This is a genomic window from Psychrobacter sp. APC 3426 (assembly GCF_030408035.1).
Taxonomy (GTDB): domain Bacteria; phylum Pseudomonadota; class Gammaproteobacteria; order Pseudomonadales; family Moraxellaceae; genus Psychrobacter.
Map to the genome: position 1 here is coordinate 26,082 of NZ_JASDCF010000005.1, position 24,745 is coordinate 50,826.

At 43.1% G+C, this 24,745-nt stretch carries 17 protein-coding genes; 7 read left to right on the forward strand and 10 right to left on the reverse strand.

Annotated elements, in window-relative coordinates; translation table 11 throughout:
* Positions 1 to 162 precede the first annotated feature (162 nt).
* From QL919_RS04770 to QL919_RS04780, 3 genes are all read right to left on the reverse strand, one after another.
* Entirely contained in the window at positions 163 to 1,422 is a 1,260-nt protein-coding gene (locus QL919_RS04770) for a multidrug effflux MFS transporter (protein WP_290188434.1), read from the reverse strand.
* Between the two features lie 281 nt (positions 1,423 to 1,703).
* Positions 1,704 to 2,516, reverse strand: a complete 813-nt coding sequence (locus QL919_RS04775; RefSeq protein ID WP_290188435.1) for a crotonase/enoyl-CoA hydratase family protein — start codon at positions 2,514 to 2,516, stop codon at positions 1,704 to 1,706.
* Positions 2,517 to 2,853: 337 nt separating this feature from the next.
* Positions 2,854 to 6,306 carry an ATP-binding protein gene (locus QL919_RS04780; RefSeq protein WP_290188436.1) on the reverse strand — a complete coding sequence of 1,151 codons (3,453 nt, stop codon included), beginning with the start codon at positions 6,304 to 6,306 and terminating at the stop codon, positions 2,854 to 2,856.
* Between the two features lie 404 nt (positions 6,307 to 6,710).
* On the opposite strand from QL919_RS04780, the gene cysM reads away from it, so the two are divergent.
* The 6 genes from cysM (at position 6,711) to QL919_RS04810 (ending at position 14,912) form a co-directional block, all read left to right on the forward strand.
* A complete protein-coding gene (cysM, locus tag QL919_RS04785) occupies positions 6,711 to 7,685 on the forward strand; it encodes a cysteine synthase CysM (protein WP_290188437.1) in 975 nt (324 codons plus the stop codon).
* A gap of 24 nt (positions 7,686 to 7,709) precedes the next feature.
* On the forward strand, positions 7,710 to 8,534 hold the full coding sequence (locus QL919_RS04790) for a 3'-5' exonuclease (protein ID WP_290188438.1): 825 nt from the start codon (positions 7,710 to 7,712) through the stop codon (positions 8,532 to 8,534).
* A gap of 99 nt (positions 8,535 to 8,633) precedes the next feature.
* Positions 8,634 to 10,175 (forward strand): 23S rRNA (uracil(1939)-C(5))-methyltransferase RlmD, encoded by a 1,542-nt coding sequence (gene rlmD / locus QL919_RS04795; RefSeq protein WP_290188439.1) that lies wholly within the window; start codon positions 8,634 to 8,636, stop codon positions 10,173 to 10,175.
* 392 nt (positions 10,176 to 10,567) lie between these two features.
* Positions 10,568 to 13,120 (forward strand): bifunctional (p)ppGpp synthetase/guanosine-3',5'-bis(diphosphate) 3'-pyrophosphohydrolase, encoded by a 2,553-nt coding sequence (locus QL919_RS04800; RefSeq protein WP_290188440.1) that lies wholly within the window; start codon positions 10,568 to 10,570, stop codon positions 13,118 to 13,120.
* Positions 13,121 to 13,174: 54 nt separating this feature from the next.
* Entirely contained in the window at positions 13,175 to 14,161 is a 987-nt protein-coding gene (gene mutM, locus QL919_RS04805) for a bifunctional DNA-formamidopyrimidine glycosylase/DNA-(apurinic or apyrimidinic site) lyase (protein ID WP_290188441.1), read from the forward strand.
* Between the two features lie 310 nt (positions 14,162 to 14,471).
* Positions 14,472 to 14,912: a hypothetical protein gene (locus QL919_RS04810; RefSeq protein WP_290188442.1), complete on the forward strand. Its 441-nt coding sequence runs from the start codon at positions 14,472 to 14,474 to the stop codon at positions 14,910 to 14,912.
* A 74-nt stretch (positions 14,913 to 14,986) separates the two neighbouring features.
* On the opposite strand, the gene mscL is transcribed toward QL919_RS04810, so the two are convergent.
* From mscL to QL919_RS04825, 3 genes are all read right to left on the reverse strand, one after another.
* Entirely contained in the window at positions 14,987 to 15,430 is a 444-nt protein-coding gene (mscL, locus tag QL919_RS04815; protein WP_290188443.1) for a large conductance mechanosensitive channel protein MscL, read from the reverse strand.
* A gap of 281 nt (positions 15,431 to 15,711) precedes the next feature.
* Positions 15,712 to 17,562 (reverse strand): translational GTPase TypA, encoded by a 1,851-nt coding sequence (gene typA, locus QL919_RS04820; RefSeq protein WP_290188444.1) that lies wholly within the window; start codon positions 17,560 to 17,562, stop codon positions 15,712 to 15,714.
* A 356-nt stretch (positions 17,563 to 17,918) separates the two neighbouring features.
* Positions 17,919 to 19,220 (reverse strand): OmpA family protein, encoded by a 1,302-nt coding sequence (locus tag QL919_RS04825; RefSeq protein ID WP_290188445.1) that lies wholly within the window; start codon positions 19,218 to 19,220, stop codon positions 17,919 to 17,921.
* 762 nt (positions 19,221 to 19,982) lie between these two features.
* Here QL919_RS04825 and QL919_RS04830 point away from each other — a divergent pair.
* Positions 19,983 to 20,531: a prepilin-type N-terminal cleavage/methylation domain-containing protein gene (locus QL919_RS04830; RefSeq protein ID WP_290188446.1), complete on the forward strand. Its 549-nt coding sequence runs from the start codon at positions 19,983 to 19,985 to the stop codon at positions 20,529 to 20,531.
* Positions 20,532 to 20,605: 74 nt separating this feature from the next.
* Here QL919_RS04830 and QL919_RS04835 read toward each other — a convergent pair whose 3' ends face one another.
* From QL919_RS04835 to rnc, 4 genes are all read right to left on the reverse strand, one after another.
* Positions 20,606 to 21,385 carry a pyridoxine 5'-phosphate synthase gene (locus tag QL919_RS04835; RefSeq protein WP_290188447.1) on the reverse strand — a complete coding sequence of 260 codons (780 nt, stop codon included), beginning with the start codon at positions 21,383 to 21,385 and terminating at the stop codon, positions 20,606 to 20,608.
* Positions 21,386 to 21,622: 237 nt separating this feature from the next.
* Positions 21,623 to 22,444 carry a DNA repair protein RecO C-terminal domain-containing protein gene (locus QL919_RS04840; protein ID WP_290188448.1) on the reverse strand — a complete coding sequence of 274 codons (822 nt, stop codon included), beginning with the start codon at positions 22,442 to 22,444 and terminating at the stop codon, positions 21,623 to 21,625.
* Between the two features lie 60 nt (positions 22,445 to 22,504).
* Positions 22,505 to 23,566 carry a GTPase Era gene (gene era / locus QL919_RS04845; protein ID WP_290188517.1) on the reverse strand — a complete coding sequence of 354 codons (1,062 nt, stop codon included), beginning with the start codon at positions 23,564 to 23,566 and terminating at the stop codon, positions 22,505 to 22,507.
* A 302-nt stretch (positions 23,567 to 23,868) separates the two neighbouring features.
* Positions 23,869 to 24,666, reverse strand: coding sequence for a ribonuclease III (rnc, locus tag QL919_RS04850; protein WP_290188449.1), 798 nt, complete (start codon positions 24,664 to 24,666; stop codon positions 23,869 to 23,871).
* Positions 24,667 to 24,745 lie beyond the last annotated feature (79 nt).

A 24,745-nucleotide genomic window follows, 5' to 3' on the forward strand; every position in this document is an offset into this window, starting at 1 on the left:
GTGATTTATTGAATTACTCCCTCTATTCTCAATAACTTGTTATATATAATTTATTAATGACAGATAAAAGACATTCTAGCCAGTAATTTTCATGGATAAACAGACAAAAAAACACCCAACATATAAATATATTGGGTGTTTCCTTAAACGATTAGGACTGACTTACTCTGCGTTATCAAGGTCCAAGTTGCGGTCAATCTGCCAGATTAAAAAGCTACCCAGACTCATGAGCGCAAACATGGCAATACCAATTTTTAGTACTGCGTTCACGGGAAACAGGTTTAATAATAACCCACCAAAAATACCCACTGAGAACATCAGCGACCCTTGCAGCGCACTTGCCATACCTGCACGACGCTTTTGGAAAGCCAATGCAATGGCCGAGGCATTTGGCTGAGTCAAACCCAAGCCTGCGATACAGAAGAAAATACAGGCCAATACCAATGGTAACCATGCATCAGTGCCCAAAAATATACCAACAAAAAACAAGGTGCCAGCAGAGATAACCTGCATCATCGCACCAAAGCGTAGGATGCTCAAAATACGAAAGCGATTGGTCAGCCACTGATTCAATTGGGTTAGACCAACGAAGCCCGCCGCATTCATACCGAACAACCAACCAAATTGCGTCGCCGACATACCATAAGTGTCCATAATCAGCTCTGAAGCTGAGCTAATATAAACAAACATTGCGCCCATCAATAAACCACCACCAATCGCTGGGTAGTTAAAGGTTGGGTCTTTTAATAAGTCCCAATACTGGCTCAGCACTTCTTTGGCAGGGCGTACATTACGGTTCTCTTCCGTGAGGGTCTCAAAAAAGAAGAACTTGGTTAGCAGTAAGTTCAGAACCCCAAAAGCCGCCAAAAACCAAAAGATAGAGTGCCAATCAAAAAAGCGCAAAAATAGTGCACCGAGTGATGGTGCTAATATCGGCGCCAAACCCATGACCAAAATCATGATAGAGAATGCTTTTGCGGTTTGTTTGGCCGTTAGTCTATCGCGAATGGCTGCACGAGTAACAACCGCGCCCACACAAGCACCTAACGCCTGCATCGTCCGTCCCACAAATAACACGTACTCATTATCAGTCGTTGCACAGACAATCGAGGCGATGACATAAAGCGTCATGCCGATATATAGTGGCTTAACGCGGCCAACGCGATCACTAAAGGGACCATAAAACAGCTGACCAAATACCAATCCCAAAAAATACGCTGGGACAGAGTTGGCCATAAAAGCGGTGGAAACCCCGAAATCATCTGCCATAGAAGGCAGCGCAGGCAGATACATATCGATAGATAATGGGCCTACCGCCACGATAAGTCCGAGCATCATAATCCATGCAACGGGCAAATCAGCGGAGCGCACACGCTCAGAGGCGATAGGTTTGTTAGGCAGGGAGGATTTTGGAGCAGACATATTTAGACCATTTTATATAGTGATTATTATTTTATGATTCGAGCGGTGTCGTATTTGGTTTTCTTCAATCGTAAAAACGGCTACTAACAACAATAGTGCATATTTACTTGCGGCTATGCAAGCGGACAATGTTATATCGTATCTAGCATCGCTATTTCAATAGAATCATAACGTTAATAAAACAAACCCTATAACTAAAAAACAATCAACGTAAAACGGTAAAATATGTCTGAAATTTATAATATACCTTTTTTAACGAACGACTAATAACTCATTAACGACTAATTAAACTGACGCTTACCAAAAGCAGTACTGGCTTGCTTGGCTTTCCTCAGTGCCAGTTTGCGATTGCGACCGAGCATCATTTTTAGCTGCCACATTTTTTCTTTATACAATGTCGTCGCTGGCTGTTGATGCATGGCATTGATAACACGCTTACTGGCCAACACAGCATCAGGAGAACGCTCTGCAAACTCAGCGGCAAGCTGCTGTGCTTGCTCAAGTGGCGTCTCACTGCAATGGCTGACCAAACCCAGTGTTTTACCTTCATTGGCATCGACGATACGTGCCGTCATTGCCAGCTCTTTTAGTACATCTTCTCGCACGACGCCAAACGCCGATTGCGTCAAGCCCATATCAGGCACGAGACCCCACTTGGCTTCCATGATAGACAGTTTACAATCAGGATGGCTGATACGCACATCACAAGCGAGTGCCAACTGCAGTCCTGCACCGATACAATAGCCTTCTAATACCGCAATGACCGGTACTGGCACATCACGCCACACCAGACAGACGCGCTGAAACGAGCTTTGCCATGGCTTCACCAACTCCCAAACTGCAAACGCTTGGTTTTTTGGGTGGTTTAAATCGCCCAAGTCGATACCTGCACAGAACGTCCCTTCTGCCCCATTGAGGATGACTGCGCGTATGGTTTTGTCTTTTTTTATGCGACCTGCGACGGCTATCAGCTCTTCGACCACCTTAAAGCTCATGGCATTTTTTTTGTGTGGTCGGTTCAATGTCACGGTCAATATACTATCGGTGATACTAACTGCTAGGGTTTCATATTGGTAAGTTGCAATGGCGTTCATAACAATCCTTATTAATGAATGAATAAAATATAGTGCTAATGCTAGGGCGTGTCTTCATTTTAAAAATGGTGGTAAAAATGAGATAAATTGCGGTCAAACAAGGAAAATAGCGCAGATAATATCGAGATATTAGTCAGCTATTTGACGCTGTTTGGCAAGATTTAGCCATTTTTAACCCATTTAGATTATTATCGATTGAATTGAGGACACGCCCTAGCAATATTAACAGGCTTATTCTTATCCTACTGCAGCAATAACTGACTGCCACGGTCCTATATTTGGTTCTATCTACCAAAAAGACTTACTTTACCTTAGTTTTTTAAATGACATTGGCTTCTTAAATCATTTTCCATGTCATATCATTTTCACTCAAACGATGATAATTGAGCTGAGGATAAGCAGACAAATCTAAGGTTTGCAAATTATTTAGCGCTGTCAATAATGCTTCATAATAAGGCTCTAACATCGCAAACTGCGCAGGCGTAGTGTGGTGGATATTTAGTAAGCACTTATCTTCCAAATCTTGGCTCGCCTGACGCAATTGTGGCACGCCTGTATAGCGACTACCGCCCAATATACGGTGAGCGATTTGCGCCAGCATGCTGCGGTCACGAGCCTCCCATGCTTGCGTTAACGCTTGCTTTTCATCGTTGATGGTGTCGAGCATCATGATGATTAACTTGGCCGCTAAATCAGGTTTGTTGGCTGAGCGAGTCAGCGCATCTTGCCAGTCCAAAATCTCTGACTGATTGCTCGTACTGCCATTAACGCTTAGATAATTACCGCTCAAAGCCAGACTTTCCTGCTCATATGAAACTGAGTCTGGAGTTGCTGATATTTCCTCATCAGCCATATCTATTGGCTTCTTAGGTAAACTGAGTAATGGTGCCTGCCCTTGTTTTTGGAATCGCAAGCTTTCATAGCGCGGCTGAGTTTCACGTGGTGTCTCTTTTCTATAATCTTCTCGCGGCTGACTATCACGCAGATAATCATCGCGAATTTTTTTCAATGACAATGGTCTTGTAATCTTCGGATGATGGGCGTCATCAGCGGCAGATTCACTGATACTGACGTCATCTTTTAGCACAGGATAAGCAGTCGTGGAGTCTGCAGGCCACGTTGAATAGCTATCAGTATCTGTACTTTTTTGTGAGTCAGTCGCTTGCTCATCGAAACCGTTTAAGCTGGTTTCAGACAGTGCCGTTAATTGTGACGTCGTCGATGTACGTCCTAGCCATTTTTGCAGTACTTGTAGCAATTGCGGCTGACTAATGGGTTTGCCAACATAGTCATTGATGCCGCTAGCGATAAGCTTGTCACGCTCATCTGCCAAACCATGTGCGGTCAACGCAATGATAGGGATGCGGCTGTCCTCATTTTCAATATTGCGAATTTGTCTTGCTGCTTCATGCCCTGACATACGCGGCATTTGAATATCCATAAATATCAAGTCAATATTATGCTTATCTTGCACGTTACCTTTATCGTCAAGGCTGCCCTCTTCAAGCAGTCCACTATTTGATTTTTTATTGACATCGTCACGAGCTTCCGCCTTTGACAGCTGCGTTTTACTCGATAAACTTTGCTTATCATTCTTAGCCGTTTTGATATTTTTGGTCTGTTGCTTACTGATGATTTCTATCGCATCAAAGCCACTACTCGCGGTGATGACCTGAATGCCAAGCTCACTAAGCAGCGCGTCTAGCACCAGTAGATTGGGTAGATGGTCGTCAACTGCCAGTACGGTCACGCCTTTCCAACGTGGCTCTTGCAAACTCTTGGGTATGCTGCGATTTTGGGTATCAAGCATGGCGTAAAGCTGTCTTTTATCCAGTGGCTCATACAAAATATTGGCATGATAACGATTGAGCAGCGCTTGGTCAGCAGCGACTTGATAGCCGAATACCGCAAGCTTACCCTGATAATGCAGGCGAATTTGTTTGAGCAGCGCCATCATGTCGTCTTGCGTGTCATCATCAACGATGACCCAGTCCCAATAATTGCCACGTTCTTTTAACGACTCAAGCACACCAGGTAACGAGTTGGCTTGTGTCAGTTTAATTGGCAAATACTGCAGGCTGGCCTTGAGCACTTGGATAGATGCCGTATGATTAATCCAGACCAACACATTAAACTCATCCGTCGCGCTGGCAAGCGGCGCTAAAACTGGCAGCTCAATTGTCTGACCGGTAGCGGCCTCCAGCACATCGACATGAGCAGGCATACGGAACCAAAAGGTCGCCCCTTGATTGGCGATGTTTTCTTGCGCATTATCATAAAAGCCAATATCTCCGCCCATCAAACGCGTCAGTTGCTTGGAGATTACTAAGCCCAGTCCGGTACCGCCATACTGACGGGTGATTGACGGATCGCCCTGACTAAAGCTCTGGAACAGCATTTTTTGATCAGCCAGTGAAATGCCTTTGCCGCTATCTTGCACGCTAATCATCAAGTAATTATCACGATGATCATCTAAGCTAACACGCACCACCACATCGCCACTATCCGTAAACTTAATCGCATTACCGACGATATTGGTCAGCACCTGCTTGAGACGCAGTGCATCGCCATTGATACGCATGGGCACATCATTATAAAACAGCACAGCCATGCGTAAACCCTTCTCCGCCGATACCGGCGAGAGCATATCCACCACATCATAGATGGTGTCATACAGGTCAAACTCATGGCGATCAAGCACCAGCTTGCCCGCTTCAATCTTAGAAAAATCTAAAACATCATTGACCAAAGCAAGCAAGTGCGCTGAAGATTTACGAATGGTCTGTACATACAAGTCTTGCTCAGGATTAAGCTCACCATGACGCGCCAGCAAATTAATAAAGCCATCAATACTGTTAAGCGGTGTGCGCAGCTCATGGCTGATGTTCGCTAAGAATGCCGACTTGGCTTGGCTGGTTGAAATAGCGGCATCACGTGCGTTTCTTATAGAGATGTTTTGCATTTCCATCTCATCAAACGCCAAACGCAAGTCATCTTCGGTCTGCTCGGCGTGGTCTTTAAGCTCTTGAAAGCTACCATGTAAGCGGCGCAACGTCCTGACTAAATCCTGTTGCAACAAATTCAGCTCGCCATTTGACTCAACGGGAATGGGCTGATATAGATTGTCGACATGGGTGCGCTGCAGTTGTAGGCGCAGCTCATATATTGGTGCTATCCAACGTTTTGAGTAAATATTTAAACTCAGCAATAAAATCAAAATGGTAAACAGACCTGTAATCACCAATGCCATGGCGATACGGTAACGAGCAATATAAAGCGGCTCATTATCCATATCGACCAATAGCCACAACCGCTGACCTTCAAAATCACCCAACACACTGCCATAAGCAGTACCGATAGGTGTTGGTTCTTGTGAGATAAACTGCTGTGAAGCATCAATCAACGGCCATGCTTCATTTAGCCCATAGCCAACTGTGGCAAGCACTTGGTTGTCTTCATTGATAATAGCAATACGCTGAACATGCTGCTCAGACTGCATACGACCGAGCCTATCTTGGATACCCTCTAGCGTCATCATTGCTGTCTGCGCAGTACTATCTGCCTGCTGTCGCTCTTGTGCTAACAGCTCAGGAATCAGGTCAGCAATCGCTGGCGTATAACGGATAAGCACCGCTTCTGCCAACACTTCTTGCTCAGAGTCGCTTGCACGCATGGTTTCATGAAACACCAAAATACCGCCAACGGCTGCCAATACACATATCGGTAAAAACACCAATATGATCAGCTGACCATAAGCACTACTGGTATCAAAGCGTTTTTTGTATGCCATACTAGCTCTACTCTCTACTGGTTTTTACAATTGATAAATGGCGACTATAAGCGGTTTTCATTAATAATACATCATAGAGGAATGACTATAGCATTTACTCGCTATCCAAACATCTATAGATGCCATTCACTTTTTATCGTCAAATATATTGGTTCATCAATAGCAGCAAGTTCTTTTTAAACACCACTCATTTACCAAAATCTCTGGATGCTCTCAGCGTAGCCAAAAACAAAATGATATAATGACGCAACTTTTTAATGGCTGCTATTTTTGGCAACGGTCATGCTTACTTAATTACCGGCTAATACTTTTGGTCGGCAAATGAATGATTGTATGTAAAGCTGCAACGATATTTAAAAAATCAACTATGTTTTAAAGTTCAATATTAAAAATAAGGGTACCCTATGTCCGATACGACCATGTCAAACGACAACTTCATCTCTCAAGTCACTGTCCTTGCGGATTGCGTCGGTCAGACCCCACTGGTCAAATTACAGCGCTTGCCTGAACAAGAGAAAATTGCCAATGGCGCAGTATTGTTGGCCAAGCTTGAAGGTAACAATCCAGCGGGCTCCGTCAAAGACCGCCCTGCTTTTAATATGATTTATCAAGCAGAGCAGCGTGGTGATATCAAGCCTGGTGATATGCTGATTGAAGCCACCAGCGGCAATACTGGCATTGCCTTGGCCATGGTCGCTGCGATGCGCGGCTATCCGATGACGCTACTGATGCCGACCAACTCAACCCAAGAGCGCAAAGACGCCATGACAGCCTACGGTGCAACGTTAATCGAAGTTGACGAAGGCATGGAAGCGGCACGCGATATGGCATTGCAAATGCAAGCAGACGGTAAAGGCATTGTACTGGATCAGTTTAACAACCCTGACAATAGCCAAGCGCATTATCTAACCACAGGCCCTGAATTATGGGCACAAACTGGTGGGAAAATCACCCACTTTATCAGCTCAATGGGCACTACCGGCACTATCACAGGTGTGTCGCAATACTTAAAAGAGCAAAACCCTGACGTCAAGGTTATCGGTTTACAGCCTGATGAAGAGGCATCTATTGCGGGTATCCGCCGCTGGCCTGCCGCTTATATGCCAGGTATTTTTGATGCAGACTTGGTCGATGAGGTCATGGATGTTGATCAGCATGACGCTGAAGTTTATATGCGCAAACTGGCCAAAACCGAAGGCATTTTTGCGGGCGTATCTTCTGGTGCCGCAGCATGGGCGGCAGTACAAGTCGCCAAAGAAAACCCTAATGCCGTCATCGCCTTTATCGTCTGCGACCGCGGGGATCGTTATTTATCGACTGGTTTATACAATGTTAATGACGACAATGTTGTTAACGGTACAGAAAGCGCAGCACAATAAGCCAACAATTAATTAGGTTTACCTATGTCACAAGCCTTACCGTCCGACCCGATACTGGTCTTTGATATCGAAACTGTTGCCGATACTGATGCGGCGCGCCGTATCTATCCGCAGTTGGCTGAGCTTAACGATGCTGATGCCCTAAGCGCACTGACAGCGATACGCACACAAGAAGCAGGACATGACTTTATGCGCTTGCCACTGCAGCGTATCGTCTGTATCTCAGCGTTATATATCAAAGATGGCACGTTTTCTTTGTTTTCTCTAACCGCAGATAAATTTAGCGAAAAAGACATTTTGTCTAAGTTTTTTCGGGCGTTTAGTGATCTTGAAAAACTACCTCAGCTTATTAGTTGGAACGGCTCTGGCTTTGATATTCCCGTGCTTATTTACCGTGCCATGCAGTATGACTTGTCAGCACCGTGGCTATTTGAAGAAGGCGAGCGCATCAAAAACATGCGTTTTGATAATTATGTCAATCGCTTCCACACTCGCCATCTGGACTTAATGGACAGATTTAGCCAATACGGTGCCAGTCGCCGCGAGGCCATGGATGTGGTCGCAAGCCTTTATGGCCTACCTGGAAAAACGGACATCGATGGCAGCATGGTTGGAGAGCTTGTTATCAATGGTGATTGGCAAACACTGTCCATTTACTGTGAGTCTGATGTCATGAATACTTGGCTGATTTATTTGCGCTGGTTGCGTCTGACGGGTCAATTATCTTCACAAGACTTTAACGCTTGGCAGCAGCAAAGCCATGATTATTTGGCACAATATACCCAAGCGGATGGCAGTCCACGCCATCATGAGTTTATCGCTGACTGGTCATCTGCGCCGCAATTATAAAGAACTGTATTACTGCAAGCCAAATTATAAAACAGTGCTATAAAGCGTAGCACTCACCCTTATTTTTAGCTATTTATCATTTATTATTAAGGCAGGTTTATGCAACCCACCGATTCGAATACCGCGAAAACAGCTGATGCTACGTCACAAACGAGCGATACCCAAACCATTACCATACCGCCTAATAAGAAGAAGTCCAAACCTTCTTCTAAGATACGCCGTCGCCTAAAAGAGGCTGAGCCGCTGCCATTTACTATTGATGGCTTGTCACATGATGGTCGTGGCGTTGCGATATACGGTAATGGCTTTGGTGTAGATGACGGTCATATCGAGGACAAACATGGCAAAAAAGTCTTTGTCAGCTTTGCCTTGCCCGGTGAAAGCGCTTTGGTTAAATTGACCAACAGCCGTGCCAGCTTTGAGGAAGGCGATGCGATTAGCATCACGGCCAACCCAAACCCTGAGCGTGCTGTACCACCCTGCCCGCATTTTGGTGTCTGCGGTGGTTGTAACCTGCAACATTGGCAGCCAGATGGTCAAATCAATTTTAAACAGTCTGTATTGGCTGAAATGCTGATACATCAGGCCAATGTTGAGCCTGATACTTGGCTTGCACCCGTGGTCGGTGATCGCCTTGGCTATCGGACCAAAGCACGATTGGGCGTCCGCTATGTCGCTAAAAAAGAAACGGCTTTGGTCGGTTTCCGTGAGCGTTCTAGTAACTTTTTAGCGGAGTTAAACGAGTGTCACATCTTAGACCCACGAATCGGTTTTGAGATTGAGAACCTAAAAGCGCTTATCAGCACTTTAGAGAGTCGTGACAAGATTGCTCAGCTTGAATTGGCCATGGGCGAGCAAATAGATGAGCTGCCAGATGGCAATCAACCTGTTGCCCTTATCGTGCGCAACTTGGAGCCATTATCAGACGCTGATGTAGAGAAACTAAAAGTATTTTTTGCCGCACGTAACTGGCAGTTATATCTGCAATCTAAAGGCGCTGACAGCATCCAGCGTATTGCCTTGACTGACGATGATGACATGAGCCAGCAGTTTGGACGCTTGTACTATCAATTGCCAGAATTTGATCTTACTTTTGAATTTATCCCGACTGACTTTACCCAAGTAAACCTATCGGTGAACCGTCAGATGACCAAGCTGGCTTGTGACTTGCTAGATTTAAAAGCAGGCGAACGGGTATTGGATTTATTCAGTGGTCTTGGCAACTTTAGCTTGCCACTTGCGCGCCTGGTTGGTGAAACAGGCTCCGTGGTAGGCGTAGAAGGTAGCGATGCAATGACCGCACGCGCCGCTGATAACGCACGTCGTAACGGTATCCATAACACTGAATTTTATACTCAAGACTTGACGCATGATTGTTCAGACCAACCTTGGGCCAATCAGGGTTTTGATGCACTATTGATTGATCCACCACGCTCTGGCGCGTGGGAGATTATGCAATATTTACCAAAATTCAACGCTGAGCGCATCGTTTATGTTTCTTGTAATCCTGCTACGCTCGCTCGTGATACCAAAGCATTATTAGAGCAAGGCTATCGTTTGACTCATGCTGGGGTGATGGATATGTTCTGCCATACGGGTCATGTTGAATCAATCGCTCGATTTGAGAAAGTCGCTGTTTAACCTTTTGTCATTTATTCATTTTTTTAAAGTGATAAATAGCCGTGTTGAAACATGCTCACATTTAGCCAAAACCTTGGTTAAGTTTTGCTAATCAATAGCGACTGTTTATCCTTGCTAAGGACAGACATTACATAGCCTCGCTTGATTTGTCATCTTAAAATGAGATAATAATAATCAATCTTTCTATGTGTGCATTAATGTTTGTATTATCAGTACGTAGTAAGTATTTGCGCTCATAGCTTTATATATTTCACATGCATTTTATAGCTGCTAAAAATGGACTTTTTAGCAGTTGTATTGGTTTATAGCTGGCACTTTAACATCTTGGATTTGGAGTGTGTGCATAGTAGATGAAGTTATAATCAATTCAAAATAGCTAAGAGGAGTCGGCTATGGTAAAAATTCGTGAAGGATTACCGCTGGTGGACGGACAGACGACACAAGCCGACAGTGCAACACTAGCGGCACAACTGGTCGCGAGCCAACGCTCTCATCAGTCTGCCAACAGCTATGCCCAAATTCCCCTCGATATCAAATACCAGCTAGCCACGCACAAGCTACACACCACCTTTGATCGCTCAGCACCACACGCGATTCATACTTATGACCCAAAGCTAGCCAATGAGTATTCAGACAATCCGCTGCTCAATAAAAACAATACATTAGCAAAAAAAGAGCTCGAGGCCATCAGCCTAGATCAAATTAATATCGACGTGCCTACCTGGCTTGACAACGTCGCCAAACGCATTGGTCAAGAGTCTGTACCTAATCTCACTGCCGCTTGCGAGTTCATTCGCAATCATATGAATACCAGCGAATCTGAGCGTTCAGGTGCCTACGTCACGGGTATTGGTATGACCGATATTTTGACTTATCTCTACCAAGATGAAGACGCCCTTGTCGCAGCGATGCTTTACCGTAGTGCGCGTAAATCCATCATAAGCCTCGCTGATATCGAGAAAAAATTCGGTGAAGACATCGCAACCTTAGTCAAAGATACGTTGGCAATGGGTCAGCTTTCTGAGATTATCGAAAACAACAAGCGTCTAGAAGACCATTTCGTCAACAATCAGCGTGATCAATTATCAAATATTTATAGCATGCTCATCTCGGTCACCAATGATGTGCGCGTGGTACTGATTAAGCTGGCTGAGCGTACCTTTGCCATGCGTGAACTGACGTTCTCTAATGAAGAGCGGCAAAATCGCGTGGCACGTGAGGTGATGACCATCTACGCGCCACTAGCGCATCGACTGGGTATCGCACAACTTAAGTGGGAGCTTGAAGACTTAGCTTTTCGTTACCTTGCACCTGAGCGCTACAAAGAAATCGCCAAGCTATTATCAGAAAAACGCAGTGAACGCGAATCTTACATTCAACGTGTACAAGACAAGCTTAATCAAGCGTTGTCAGATGCTGATATTGAAGGTGAGGTGTCTGGACGCGTCAAGCATATCTATTCTATCTACCGCAAAATGAAGCTCAAAGGTCTGTCCTTTGATCAGCTTTATGATATTCGAGCGCTACGTGTCTTGGTCACCAACCCATCAGACTGTTATCACGTATTGGGACTGGTGCACGGCTTATGGCGTTATATTCCTGAGCAGTTTGATGACTATATCACCAACCCAAAATCCAACGGTTATCGCTCACTGCATACTGCCGTTATAGCGGAGAACAAATCTTTAGAGGTACAGATTCGTACGCATGAGATGCACTTTGAGGCTGAGCTTGGCATGTGTGCGCATGTCAATTATAAGGAAGGTCTAAAGAATAAAAAGGACAACTACCTCAATCAAAGAATCAGCTCTCTACGTCAGCTGTTATCGATTAATAATGAGAATCGCAATCAACACCGCTCTTCTTTATTGACTGGTGAAGAGCTTGAAGAGATAGAGTTTGATGAAGATGAGCAACTTGTCGATTTTGATGAGCTGGAGCGTATTTATATCTTTAGTCGTGATGGTGATATTACCGAGCTACCAAAAGGGGCGACGGTGCTTGATTTTGCCTATTATGTGCATACGCAAGTAGGCAACCGTGCGCAAGCGGCGCGAGTCAATCAGCGCTATGTACCGCTAACTTATCAGCTTAAAACTGGCGAGCAAGTCGAGATTATCACCAAAGCGTCTCGTGAGCCCAATCGTGATTGGTTGGTGGCCTCGCTAGGTTATATCCATACCAACCGCGCCCGCTCGAAACTACGCCAATGGTTTAATAAACAAGACCGTGATAAAAACATCGAAATTGGCCGCCAAATGCTCAGCAAAGAGCTTGAGCGTCTGTCTGTACATCCTAATAGCATCGATTTAAATGACTACATCCAACACTTTAATGTCAATAATACAGACGATATTATCGTTGGATTGGTCACCGGCGATATTGGACTGAATCAGCTGACCAGTCATATTTCTCGTCAGCTGCATCTAGAGCCCGAGAGACCTCCAGAAGACTTCGTGCCGAGCGTAGATACAAGAGACACCAGCAAGCTAGACGCTTATAAAATTCGTATCGATGGTTTGGACAATATCGAAATCAACTTAGCCGGCTGCTGCCATCCTGTACATGGTGAGCCAATCGCTGGTTACATCACTTTATCAAGAGGCGTCAGCGTGCATAATCGTGGCTGCCCTGAATATTTACGCCTGATTGAGCGTGACCCTGAGCGCGAGATAGAAGCTTCATGGCGGGTTCAGCCTGGTCGCTATCAGCCGGTAGATATCCACGTAGAAGCCTACGATAGACGGGGATTGTTACGTGACTTGACGCAAATTATTGATAAAGAAAACGTCAATATTCGTCAAGTGGAGACCTTGAGTAATGATGACAATATTGCCTTTTTAAAGTTCCATATTGAAGTTTCAGGATTGGCACATTTGTCTAAGTTGCTGGCCAAGCTAGAGCAACAGCACGGCATATTACATGCCAGACGTGCGGTCACCTAATCCAATCCTTCGCTACATACATTCCTTTCATCATAGAGTTGTCATAAAAACATCATGCCAGAATTACCTGAAGTAGAAACCACTAAAACCAGTTTAAACCCACTATTGGGGCAGAAAGTCGTCGATATAAAAGTCTTTCAGCCAAAGCTGCGCTGGTCAATGCCAGATGATTTAGACAGCTTGGTCGGTTACACATTAGATAGTGTCGAGCGCCGTGCGAAATATCTGATACTGAACTTTTTACCAACCTTTGATAGCCGTGATAGCGTAGATGGTGGCGATAACAGTAGCGCTCACAATCAAGCCGACACTCCCAGTCCGCGCAAGCTCTTAATCCACTTAGGGATGTCAGGAAGTTTACAGCAGCATGAGTGTGCCACCGACAAGCGCAAGCATGACCATTTGCTGATAACCTTCATCGACACTGAAAATACAAAATCGCAGCTACACTATTATGATCCTAGACGATTTGGCTCTGTATTATGGCATCATGATTATAGTGCCAAATTATTAGATCATCTAGGTCCAGAGCCTTTGTCAGATAAGTTCACTGCTGACTATCTGTACCATCTGATTCAACGCACTACCACGTCTAACGGAAACACTGATGCAAGTACTAACACAGGTACTGATGTAACAATTGCCAGTAAAGCCAAATCAAAAAGACAGCCGATTGCCCGTGCAATAAAATCAGTCATTATGGAGCAGCAAGTGGTGGTCGGTGTCGGCAATATCTATGCGACAGAAAGCTTATACTTGTCTGGTATCCATCCAGCGACCCCCGCCTATCAGCTTTCCTATCAGCAGATAACGACTTTGGTAAATCATATTAAAGAGATTTTATTAAAGGCAATAGAGTTGGGTGGGTCAACACTGCGTGATTTTACCGTCGCCAGTGGTCAAACTGGTTATTTCCAGCAGACTTTAAATGTGTATGGTAGACAAGGTGAAGCTTGCCCCCATTGTGATACGGTGCTTGAAAATATCAAGCTGAATGGTCGAGCCAGTATATATTGTTCTAATTGTCAGCCTTTGTCTTAATCCATATTAATGCCAATGGTTATAATGCTCAATAGAACAGTGATATTTTGGATAAAGATACAGTCGATTAAAACCGTTATTTTTCACAGTGGTTTATATATAGATTGGTAGATGCTGCGCATTTTTGTTGCTTATTCACGCACATCTTGCTTTAATAGTGCTAGCGCTTACATAAATAGTGCAAAGCATTTATTTACCTGTAATATTATCAATACCTATCTTTGCCGCATCGTTTCTATAGGGAAATTGTCTCTGTGTGAAAATAGCTGCAGCCATTAACCATACCAATTATGAGTTTTAGGATACCATTATGACTGTTAAAGCCAACACCCAACGCACAGTTAAGCAAAAGTTTTTCACAATAGTTGCCAGCCTAGGTTTAATGGCTGCTACCATGCAACCTGCATTGGCAGCAATAGAAATTGATGAAACTGATTTTGGGCCTTCTTATGAAACAATGGTCGTTGATACAGTTGTGGGTAAGCCTTTACAGTTGGTTAATGCTGTTGCTGGTACGGCCGCCTACATCGTTAGCCTGCCTTTCTCACTTATCGGTGGTAACGCAGACCAAGCGCAGCAAAAACTGTTTGTAGAGCCTTGGGATGCTATGGCACGCTGCTTAGGCTGCACGGTTGCCGAAGACAACTACTATAAATCGCAAGTCGTAGATAACAATGTGGTACGTATCGTCGTTGACCAACCATCAGAGATATTAATCAACACCAATGATTATGTGGTCGTCACGCCATAGGTTCTAAATATTGAGTAATAAAAAAGGCTAACATCGTGTTAGCCTTTTTTATTGCTGGAATGATCAATATTTTTTTATTTGGTTATGTTGGTATTGCTGAGCTTGGCACTAATTTCACGAAGCAATTGTACTTCTTCTGAAGGCTCTTCTATCGCCTCCTCTACTTCTTCTTCGCGACGCATTTTGTTGACCATTCTAACCATCATAAAGATGATAAAAGCTAAAATCAGGAAGTTAATCAGTACAGTGATAAAGCTACCGTATGCCAATACCGGAACGCCCGCTTCTTTAAGTGCTTCATAAGTCATAGCGATACCTTCAGGCGCATCACCCATTACTAAGAACATATTCTCAAAGTTGATTTCGCCACCCGCTATAAAAGCAACAATCGGCATAATAATATCTTCAACCAAAGAAGTTGTGATAGTGGCAAAAGCCCCACCAATAATGACACCGACCGCCAGGTCCATCACGTTACCTTTTACCGCAAACTCTTTAAACTCAGAAACCATACTCATTATTTACTCCTCAAAACCCTTATCTATCATTAGATAGGTGATTAAACAATTAACCCGAAATTGGGTTTTATTTGCAATAACAAGATACACCACTATTATCGATTATTCTGTCTGTATTCTATAAATATTGCAACATAAAAAAAGCAGTATAAAGTGAACCATATTTAGCTCACTCTATACTGCTGGTTTTCTATATCTTAATGCTGATAGTTTTTATTAGCACTAAGATAATGCTATTGCATATCAGATAATTGAATTATAAATTAATTCAGTTATCGATATTAAGCACCTTTCTTACCGCGGCTATGACGTTTGCGCTCACTCTCAGTCAAATAACGCTTACGCAGACGAATGGCTTTTGGCGTTACTTCAACCAACTCATCATCTTGAATAAATTCAAGCGCTTGCTCAAGGGTGAACTTAACAGCAGGGGTCAGTGTTAATGCTTCATCAGTACCACTGGCACGGACGTTGGTCAACTGCTTAGCAGTCGTTGGGTTAACAGTCATGTCGTCGTTACGTGAGTTCAAACCAACAATCATACCTTCGTACACTTCAAGCTGTGGCTCAGCAAACAACTTACCACGTTTTTGTAGGTTAAATAGCGCAAAACCTAGGCAAACACCATTTGCCATAGAAACCAATACGCCATTAGTACGACCGCCAACATCACCAATTTTTTGTGGACCATAATGAGAGAAGCTTGACGTCATGATACCCGTACCTGAAGTTAAGGTTAGGAACTCAGAACGAAAACCAATCAAGCCACGGGCTGGCATAGTCGCTTCAATACGCATACGACCTTTACCGTCAAGCTCCATATTGGTCATTTCGCCTTTGCGTAGACCAACTTGCTCCATGATAGCGCCTTGATGCTCGTCTTCAACGTCAAAAACAACGTTTTCGTACGGCTCTTGCAGCTTACCGTCAACTTCTTTAACGATAACTTCTGGACCAGAAACACCAAGCTCAAAACCTTCACGGCGCATGTTTTCAATCAATACAGACAGATGAAGCTCACCGCGACCTGATACTTTAAATTTATCAGGAGATTCTGTGTCTTCAACACGCAACGCTACGTTGTGAATCAGTTCACGCTCAAGACGCTCACGAATATTACGGGAGGTTACAAACTTACCATCACGACCAGCAAATGGTGAGTTATTTACTTGGAAGTTCATCGATACAGTTGGCTCATCAACCGTTAACGCTGGCAATGCCTCGACGTGATTAGGATCGCAAATCGTATCTGAGATGTTTAGTGCATCGATACCAGTAATACAGACAATATCACCTGCTTGCGCATCTTCTACTTCGATACGATCAAGACCATGATAGCCCATGATTTTTAAGATACGGCCATTACGTGTTTTGCCGTTCTTATCAATGACAGTTACTTGAGTATTGGTTTTCACTTTACCGCGCTGGATACGCCCAATACCGATAACACCTACGAAGCTGTTGTAATCAAGGCTTGAGATTTGCATACGGAATGGTGCATCTGCATCAACCTGTGGAGGCTGTACAACATCTACGATGGTTTTAAACAACGGCGTCATATCATCCGCTAGGTTGTCTGCTTCTAAACCAGCAATACCATTCAGTGCTGAAGCATAAACAACTGGGAAGTCCAGCTGCTCATCAGTTGCACCTAGGTTATCAAACAAATCAAAAATCTGATCCATTACCCAATCAGGGCGTGAGCCAGGACGGTCAATTTTGTTGATAACAACAATTGGCTTTAGACCTTGCTCGAACGCTTTTTGAGTTACAAAACGGGTCTGTGGCATTGGGCCATCGACACCATCAACGACTAAAAGTACGCAGTCAACCATTGACATTACACGCTCAACTTCACCACCGAAATCGGCGTGACCTGGGGTGTCGACAATGTTGATACGGTATTCAGTATCATCAGTGCTGTCTGTCCAGCGGATAGCTGTGTTTTTAGCCAAAATAGTGATGCCACGTTCTTGCTCAATATCACCTGAATCCATTGCACGTTCGGCAATGTTTGCACGGTCGCCAAAAGTGCCAGACTGATGTAATAACTTATCAACCAAAGTTGTCTTACCGTGGTCAACGTGGGCAATAATTGCAATGTTACGCAGGTGTTTGATATCGTTCGCCATATAAAATGCTCGTTTCGTCTTAAAAAAATGCAGTAGCAATAAGCGCCGCTGGATAAACTTTTATCATCAATCAGATAGATATTGAATACATACTATTAGAAGTCCGTACAATAGGTCGGGTTAATCTAATAACTTCAATATAATCATATATCTACACTGATAAATTCATCGTACAGATAGCTATGCTAATGTACATTCTGTCAATTTACAGAATGTTTCGGTAGCTAGTATAACATTATTGCTTGATAAATTTATGTAATAACTTGCTTTTCTCAATACATCAATAAAAAAAAGCCACCCATTGGGCGGCTTTTTTTGTAACTATGTATTTAACAACGTAGTCAGTTAGCTATTACTTATTGAACAACCATGTCTTTAGTTTGTTCAACAGTCATTGTTTTGTCACCAGTGATGATGGCATAAACACGACGGTTCATAGCACGACCTTCTTCAGTGTTGTTGTCTGCGATTGGGTTGTTGTAACCATAACCAACAGTTGATAGACGGTTTGGAGCGATACCGAATTCGTTCGTTAGCATAGATTTAACCGCAACTGCACGAGCTTCTGATAGACGTTGGTTATAACGTGCTGAAGGACCAGTTTTAGAAGCATGACCTTCTACACGTGCTGTAGAGTTAGGATACTCGCGCATCTTCTCTGCTACTTTAGCGATTTCTGGCTTGTATTGGTTTTTGATAGCTGATTTGTCGTTATCAAAGAATACACGTAGTTCCATTTTCAGCTCATCAGTAATATCTACTGGTACTGGGCAACCGCGCTCATCAACCACTACGTTCATTGGAGTGCCTGGGCATGCATCGATGCTATCAGGTACACCATCACCGTCAGAATCAAGATCAGATTCAACGATAACTACTGGAGTGTTATCAACTAATGGCTCAGCAGGTGGTACAGCTACTGTAGGTGCTAAATGGCCACCTAGTACAACTTCTAGACCGGCCAATGCCATGCCTTCCCACCAGTTGTTATCAAAGTTATGAATCGCACGAGCTTCACCACGTAGGCTTAGCGCATCGTTGATGCGATACATAGCACCTAAACCTAGGTTACCGATAGTATCTTTAGACTCTGAAACTTCAGTACCAGCGTTAACTGTACCTACAGAAGAACCTTCAGCAGGACCATAAGTTTCTTGGTTTTCTACTTTGATTTTAGACTGACCAGCACCAACCAATACATATGGCTTCAATGCACTATCAGTATAACCAGTGAACTCTTCAGTACCAATTAGGAAGTTACCAGAAAGCATGGTTTGTTCTACGTCAAAGCGGTTAACACCAGCGTCTGCTGATCTTTCTGAAGCTTCGCCGTTAGTGTTAGAAACACCATACTCAACTTGGAACTGAGTAGAAGGAGTCAGTTCGATACCGATTGCAGCACCAGTGTATAGACCACTTTCTTTCGCTACGCCACCATTAGGTACATTACCACCACGACCATCGATCGAGTTACCATTGGCATCGATGTATAGGTCTTTACCAGTTTTTAGGATATCACGCTGCTTATCACTAGTATCACCAAACTCTTCAGTCATGTGATAACCAAGTAACAATGGGCTAATAGTTACACCAGCGTTAGCTGCTAAAGGTGCAGCCGCTACAGCTACCAGAGCTAGAGCAATTTTATTCAATTTCATGGACTTCCTCCAAAGGATAATTTTAGTGATGCGTTAAGCAAAACCGCTTCTCAAGATGCTCTAAAATAGACATCTTTGACGAATTTTAAGTTACAAAGCAAAACCAATTAAGGAGTAGCTTAGCGATTATCAATTCAGTTTACAACTTTTTTCGTTAACGAGCTACACATTATTACACGATAATGTCGTAACTAAAACACAATAACCGGCTTAAGTTACCTAGAACTAACACACCTTACGCTTTTTATCTTTTGTATGTCAGTTCGCAATAGACAGTTAACTTAATAATATCTATTGTCTGAGCGCATTTTAATACAGTTAGCAATTTTTCTCTATTATTAAAACCAATCATTCACCAATTGAAACATTTTTTGACAGTAGACATATATTCTGTTTAAATCATATTAATCAACATTAATCTGTATTCCTGATATGTAATTGAAAGATGACTTAATAGCAAGTCAATTCGGAATCTCAAAAGCTCAAATTTTTTAAGCGCTTTACAAATCATCGAAACCTGAATCACTAGATAAGCGAGATTGTTCTATTGGATTAAACCACTCCTCATAGGTAATAAACCTCATGAAAATGCCATACAAGTTATCATTAACTAACAAAAAGCTATCTGCATTTCTCTCAGTTATTCTGGGATTTGTTAAATATGAGTTCATTTACAGCAGAGTGGTCTTATATATTTTCCAATTGCTTATCACAATATGCCAACGTGCTAATTTTGACAACATAACTCAAAGAAAGATAAACGTGGCTAAGTATTCAAGTAGCCATGGTTTTACCTTAGTGCAACTGATCATCACAGTAGCGGTACTAGCAATCATAGCAACTATTGCCGCTCCTGCTATTCAAACACAATTAGCACAGATGGAGTCCAGACGGATCAAAAGCCAATTAGAGGACTCCCTGACGCTAGCAAAAGCTGAAAGCTTTATCAGAAGACAAAACGTCTTACTATGTTTATCTAATACTGGTGGACGCTGCCATAGAGATAGTGATAAAACGCTTATATTGTTTGTAGATAAAAATGACAATAAGCATTTTGATGCGCAAGTTGACCATCTACTGAATCAGCAATCCTTAAACCTCAAATATAGCAAAGTGAGACTACGGGTTGGAGGTAAACGTCACTATACCAAGTTTTGGGGCGATAGTGGTTTACCACGAGGTCATTTTGGTCACCTTAAGTATTGCCCAACTGAAGCTTATAACAAAGCCATGTATCTCATCTCTTTCAACCAAGGCGGCATCGTTAAGCAAAAGCTGAATGAAAACCACCCCACTCAATGTGATAAATGAGCCTTATCTACTATGGTCTGTGGATAAACAACCTCTAAATAAGCAGCCCCTAATTAACTAGCTACCCAGATGTTTTAGCTTTCTTTATACATCGCGTCTTTCATCATAACAACTGCTTGCTCTATCCCTACAAACACCGCATCTGCAATAAGCGCGTGTCCAATGTTCAATTCATAAATACCATCAATTTGCGCAATGGCATTGACGTTATCACGAGTCAGACCATGACCTGCGTTGACTAGCAAGCCTTTATTAATACGTTGGGCGCTAATAACGGCTTGCTTAATACGATTGAGCTCCATCCTCTGTTTATCAGAATCCCCTGCCAAACCTGCCTCAGCATAGGCGCCTGTGTGCAACTCTACTGCATCGGCTCCACACTCTATGGCTGCAGCAACCTGATTATCTTCAGGATCAATAAACAACGATACTTTAATGCCTGCCTCTTGCAATTTAGCAACATAGTCCTTGAGCCAACTCACTTGCCCTGCAACATCCAGACCACCTTCTGTCGTCAGCTCCTCGCGCTTCTCAGGAACCAAGCACACCCAATAGGGTTTGACTTCACGAGCAATTGCCAGCATCTCATCAGTCGCGGCAATCTCTAAATTCATTCTGGTCGTCAGTTGCTCAGCGATCTCATAGACGTCTGCATCTTGAATATGACGACGATCTTCACGCAAATGTATGGTAATGCCGTCTGCCCCTGCCGTCTCACATAATAAAGCTGCAGCCAAAGGGCTAGGATAGCTTACACCACGGGCTTGACGTAAAGTCGCTACATGGTCGATATTCACGCCTAATAGAGGTTTTTGGATAGAACGTGTAGATGAAAGTGACGAAGAAGTGGTCATAAGAAATCCTTTTGATAACGAGACCTAATCAATTAACAACCTAATTAACAATCCGACGGCTTATTAATCTGATTGATGATCAAATAGTATTGATAAGCCAGTATTTTTCTTAGCTAGCATCAATGATAGCTGGAATGGGTTAAATAGAGCCAATAGTAGAAAATAAGCAATAGCATTAAAATGCTAAAGTAAAAAACAGTTTGTCATGACTGATAACATACATTAAAAGTAGTACCACTATTGATAGCGCTGCTGCTGCTGCCACAATAAGCGGCTTTGTAGCGGTTGATAATCTAGTAAATGGTCAATCAAGTGTCGATGTAGTTTCGACCAACTATTTAACGTTGTATCAGTAATACCCGTATTTGCCATCTGAATAATATCACTACCACCAAACACAGTTTGTCCAGTGGTACTCTCTAAATGCTCAGACTCTGCTGCACTATGAGAAACCGCCACTAAGCCCACATCAGGCAAAAAACGATATAAACAATTAGGCGTAATAGCATCTTGCATACTGTCGTGGGTTAACGTTAGGGTAAAACCCAACTCATTGAATAAATGCTGTTCAAATTGACGCAAACACAGACGCAGCTCATTGGCTGTCATGGGTTGTCGAAGTTGACGTAAACTGTCCTGATAATGCAGCCACAGTGTGGGCATCGGATCTTCGGTCGGCAACAGTCGCCATAATATCTCATTTAGATATAATGCTGAGTACTGATGTTGACCATTGATGTTTTCATAGGGAATAGGTTCTAAAATAGTAGCCGCATCGTCTTCCACTACTATACCTGTTTGATAGGTTTCTTCTTGAGAGCTATCCTTTTTAAGGATGTTTTGTTGAAGGCTATCTTGTGATGCGATATTAATTTGCGTAAAGGTCTTTAAGTCGCGCTTGCCAGTCGCAAAAAGTTGCAATGGCATAAACAGCGGCGCGCCCTTTTTACCCACACCATGTATGACACCATGTTGCTGAGAAAACAGATAATATAAGGCACGCTTTTCTTGATAAGGACGCTGATGCAATAAATAACCGACTAACGCTTCATTACGCATATCTCATTACCTCAGCATCAAGCATTCACACGTTTGTGAAAGGCTGCTACATAATCACTATTAATATCCCAAGCTGGTCAAGGCGCGTTCATCATCAGACCAACCACGCTTCACTTTTACCCATAATGTCAGCATGATTTTTTTATCAAAAAGCTGCTCCATGTCTTTACGGGCATCCATACCAACTTGCTTGATACGTTGACCTTTATCACCAATTACAATGGCTTTTTGTCCGCCACGCTCAACATAGATAGTCGCATCAATGAAGGTACAGGCCTTACGTGGACGCCCTGTTTTCGGGTCAGTATGGGCAGCCTCGTCTTTAAACGCATCAATTTGTACGGTTAAATCATAAGGAACTTCATCGCCTGCACTACGCATGATTTTTTCGCGTATGATTTCACTGGCCAAGAATCTTTCTGAGCGATCCGTAATTTGCTCAGTATCAAACATAGGCTCGGCAATTGGCAAATGCGAAGCAATGACTGCTTGCAGACGATCCAAGTTTTGGTTTTTTAAAGCAGACACTGGGACAATATCAGCAAAATCGAAACTGTCGCTAAAGGTTTCTATCAGCGGTAATATACTGCCTTTGTCTTTTAGAGTGTCGGCCTTATTAATCACTAAAACGACTGTCAAATCTGTCTCGCCAAGCTTTTGCAAGGTGAGTAAGTCATCATCACGCCATTGGTCCGAATCCACAACAAACAATACCAAATCCACATCGACCAAGGCTGATACGGCAGCTTTATTCATACGCTCATTAATAGCGCGTACTTCGTTGCGATGGATGCCTGGTGTATCTACAAAAACTGCCTGCATCTCATGGTTAGATAAAATGCCATGAATACGATGTCGAGTCGTTTGTGGTTTACGTGAGGTAATAGATAACTTTTGACCCAATAGGTGATTCATCAACGTTGATTTACCAACGTTTGGGCGCCCAACAATAGCAACATAGCCGGCTTTGAAGTCATCAGCTAGTGGTGTATTCGGGTTAGCCGTGAAAAATTCTTCAATCGCGGTATCCGTCTCTAACGAAACGTCTTCTGATTGATTGATGTCTTCAATGGTAATATCCACCTCTTTTTGATTTACATTCATCTTGGTATTTTCGGTCATATCGTTGTTAGTGTCTTCATCATTTGATGGCAAATCAGTACGATTGCTCATAGGGTAATCCTGTAGGTTTTATAACTAGTCAAACGGCGCTTAATAATGTTCAAGTTGTCGTTGTCTCAATACTAACTCTATCAGTTAGTATTGACTTTAATACAAAGAAACCTGCGCCGTTATGGACTAAAAAGTATATGAGGGTTTACAGTATGTCGCGTTAAGGCAATTCGAATAATTGCTTTTATAACGCCATTTAAGACATAGCATAAATTTAAAATTATAAGTTGTCGCGCATCACTGGTTATCAGTTATAAGCGTTTTTTGGCTGAATTTGGCAACTTGTGCAATTGGTTAATCATCAGTTCTGCTGCTTTTTGTTCAGCGATACGGCGGCTCTCTCCAGACTCAGTGATATCAGGACAGTTATTAATATTAACATGACAGCGCACCACAAAAATTTGATGAGGAGCATTACCACGTGTTTCCATCAATTCATAATGGGGCAAATCAAACTGTTTGGACTGTAACCATTCTTGCAGCCGACTTTTGGCATCTTTCAACGCTTTTTGGTCATTAACGTTGTCAATCAAATCGCCATACCATGACAGCACACAGTCACGAGTAATGTCCATATCCTGACTGTCTAAATAGATGGCACCAATCAAAGACTCTACCGCATCAGCCAATATAGAGGCACGGTTGCGACCACCGCCTTTACGCTCTCCTATCCCTAAAATAAGGTGATTAGAAAGCTCTAAGTTTTGCGCAATGATAACCAGTGACTCTTGACGCACTAAAGTTGCACGCATACGCGTTAAGCGTCCCTCATTTTGGGTAGGATATCGATGATACAAAGCCTCCCCGACAATCATTCCCAATAACGCATCACCCAAAAACTCTAAGCGTTCGTAATTTTTTTTGCTGTCAAACGAGCGATGGGTCAAAGCAAGCTTTGGCAGGCTCAAGTCATTAAATTCATAGCCTAGTTTACGCGTCAGTATTGCTAACCGCTGAATAAACTCTGAACTAACAACATGCGTGTCGACAGACGTGCTAATTTTTTGGGGAGTAGGAACCGCTTTGGAATGCTGCGAAGTTGGTTTCATGCGTGGCTTGTGGTTATCCCTTCTGTTTTGCTGACTTGGTTAATATTGATTAATAATAGTATGCGGTGGTTGCTTTTAT

Excerpts from the sequence above, each read along its gene's own strand:
- QL919_RS04840 (WP_290188448.1), bottom strand. The coding sequence starts at position 22,444 with ATGCGTAATGAAGCGTTAGTCGGTTATTTATTGCATCAGCGTCCTTAT.
- QL919_RS04790 (WP_290188438.1), top strand. The coding sequence starts at position 7,710 with ATGTCACAAGCCTTACCGTCCGACCCGATACTGGTCTTTGATATCGAA.
- QL919_RS04770 (WP_290188434.1), bottom strand. The coding sequence starts at position 1,422 with ATGTCTGCTCCAAAATCCTCCCTGCCTAACAAACCTATCGCCTCTGAG.
- QL919_RS04775 (WP_290188435.1), bottom strand. The coding sequence starts at position 2,516 with ATGAACGCCATTGCAACTTACCAATATGAAACCCTAGCAGTTAGTATC.
- QL919_RS04780 (WP_290188436.1), bottom strand. The coding sequence starts at position 6,306 with ATGGCATACAAAAAACGCTTTGATACCAGTAGTGCTTATGGTCAGCTG.
- QL919_RS04835 (WP_290188447.1), bottom strand. The coding sequence starts at position 21,385 with ATGACCACTTCTTCGTCACTTTCATCTACACGTTCTATCCAAAAACCT.
- era (WP_290188517.1), bottom strand. The coding sequence starts at position 23,566 with ATGACCGAAAATACCAAGATGAATGTAAATCAAAAAGAGGTGGATATT.
- mutM (WP_290188441.1), top strand. The coding sequence starts at position 13,175 with ATGCCAGAATTACCTGAAGTAGAAACCACTAAAACCAGTTTAAACCCA.
- mscL (WP_290188443.1), bottom strand. The coding sequence starts at position 15,430 with ATGAGTATGGTTTCTGAGTTTAAAGAGTTTGCGGTAAAAGGTAACGTG.
- QL919_RS04825 (WP_290188445.1), bottom strand. The coding sequence starts at position 19,220 with ATGAAATTGAATAAAATTGCTCTAGCTCTGGTAGCTGTAGCGGCTGCA.
- rnc (WP_290188449.1), bottom strand. The coding sequence starts at position 24,666 with ATGAAACCAACTTCGCAGCATTCCAAAGCGGTTCCTACTCCCCAAAAA.
- typA (WP_290188444.1), bottom strand. The coding sequence starts at position 17,562 with ATGGCGAACGATATCAAACACCTGCGTAACATTGCAATTATTGCCCAC.
- QL919_RS04810 (WP_290188442.1), top strand. The coding sequence starts at position 14,472 with ATGACTGTTAAAGCCAACACCCAACGCACAGTTAAGCAAAAGTTTTTC.
- rlmD (WP_290188439.1), top strand. The coding sequence starts at position 8,634 with ATGCAACCCACCGATTCGAATACCGCGAAAACAGCTGATGCTACGTCA.
- cysM (WP_290188437.1), top strand. The coding sequence starts at position 6,711 with ATGTCCGATACGACCATGTCAAACGACAACTTCATCTCTCAAGTCACT.
- QL919_RS04800 (WP_290188440.1), top strand. The coding sequence starts at position 10,568 with ATGGTAAAAATTCGTGAAGGATTACCGCTGGTGGACGGACAGACGACA.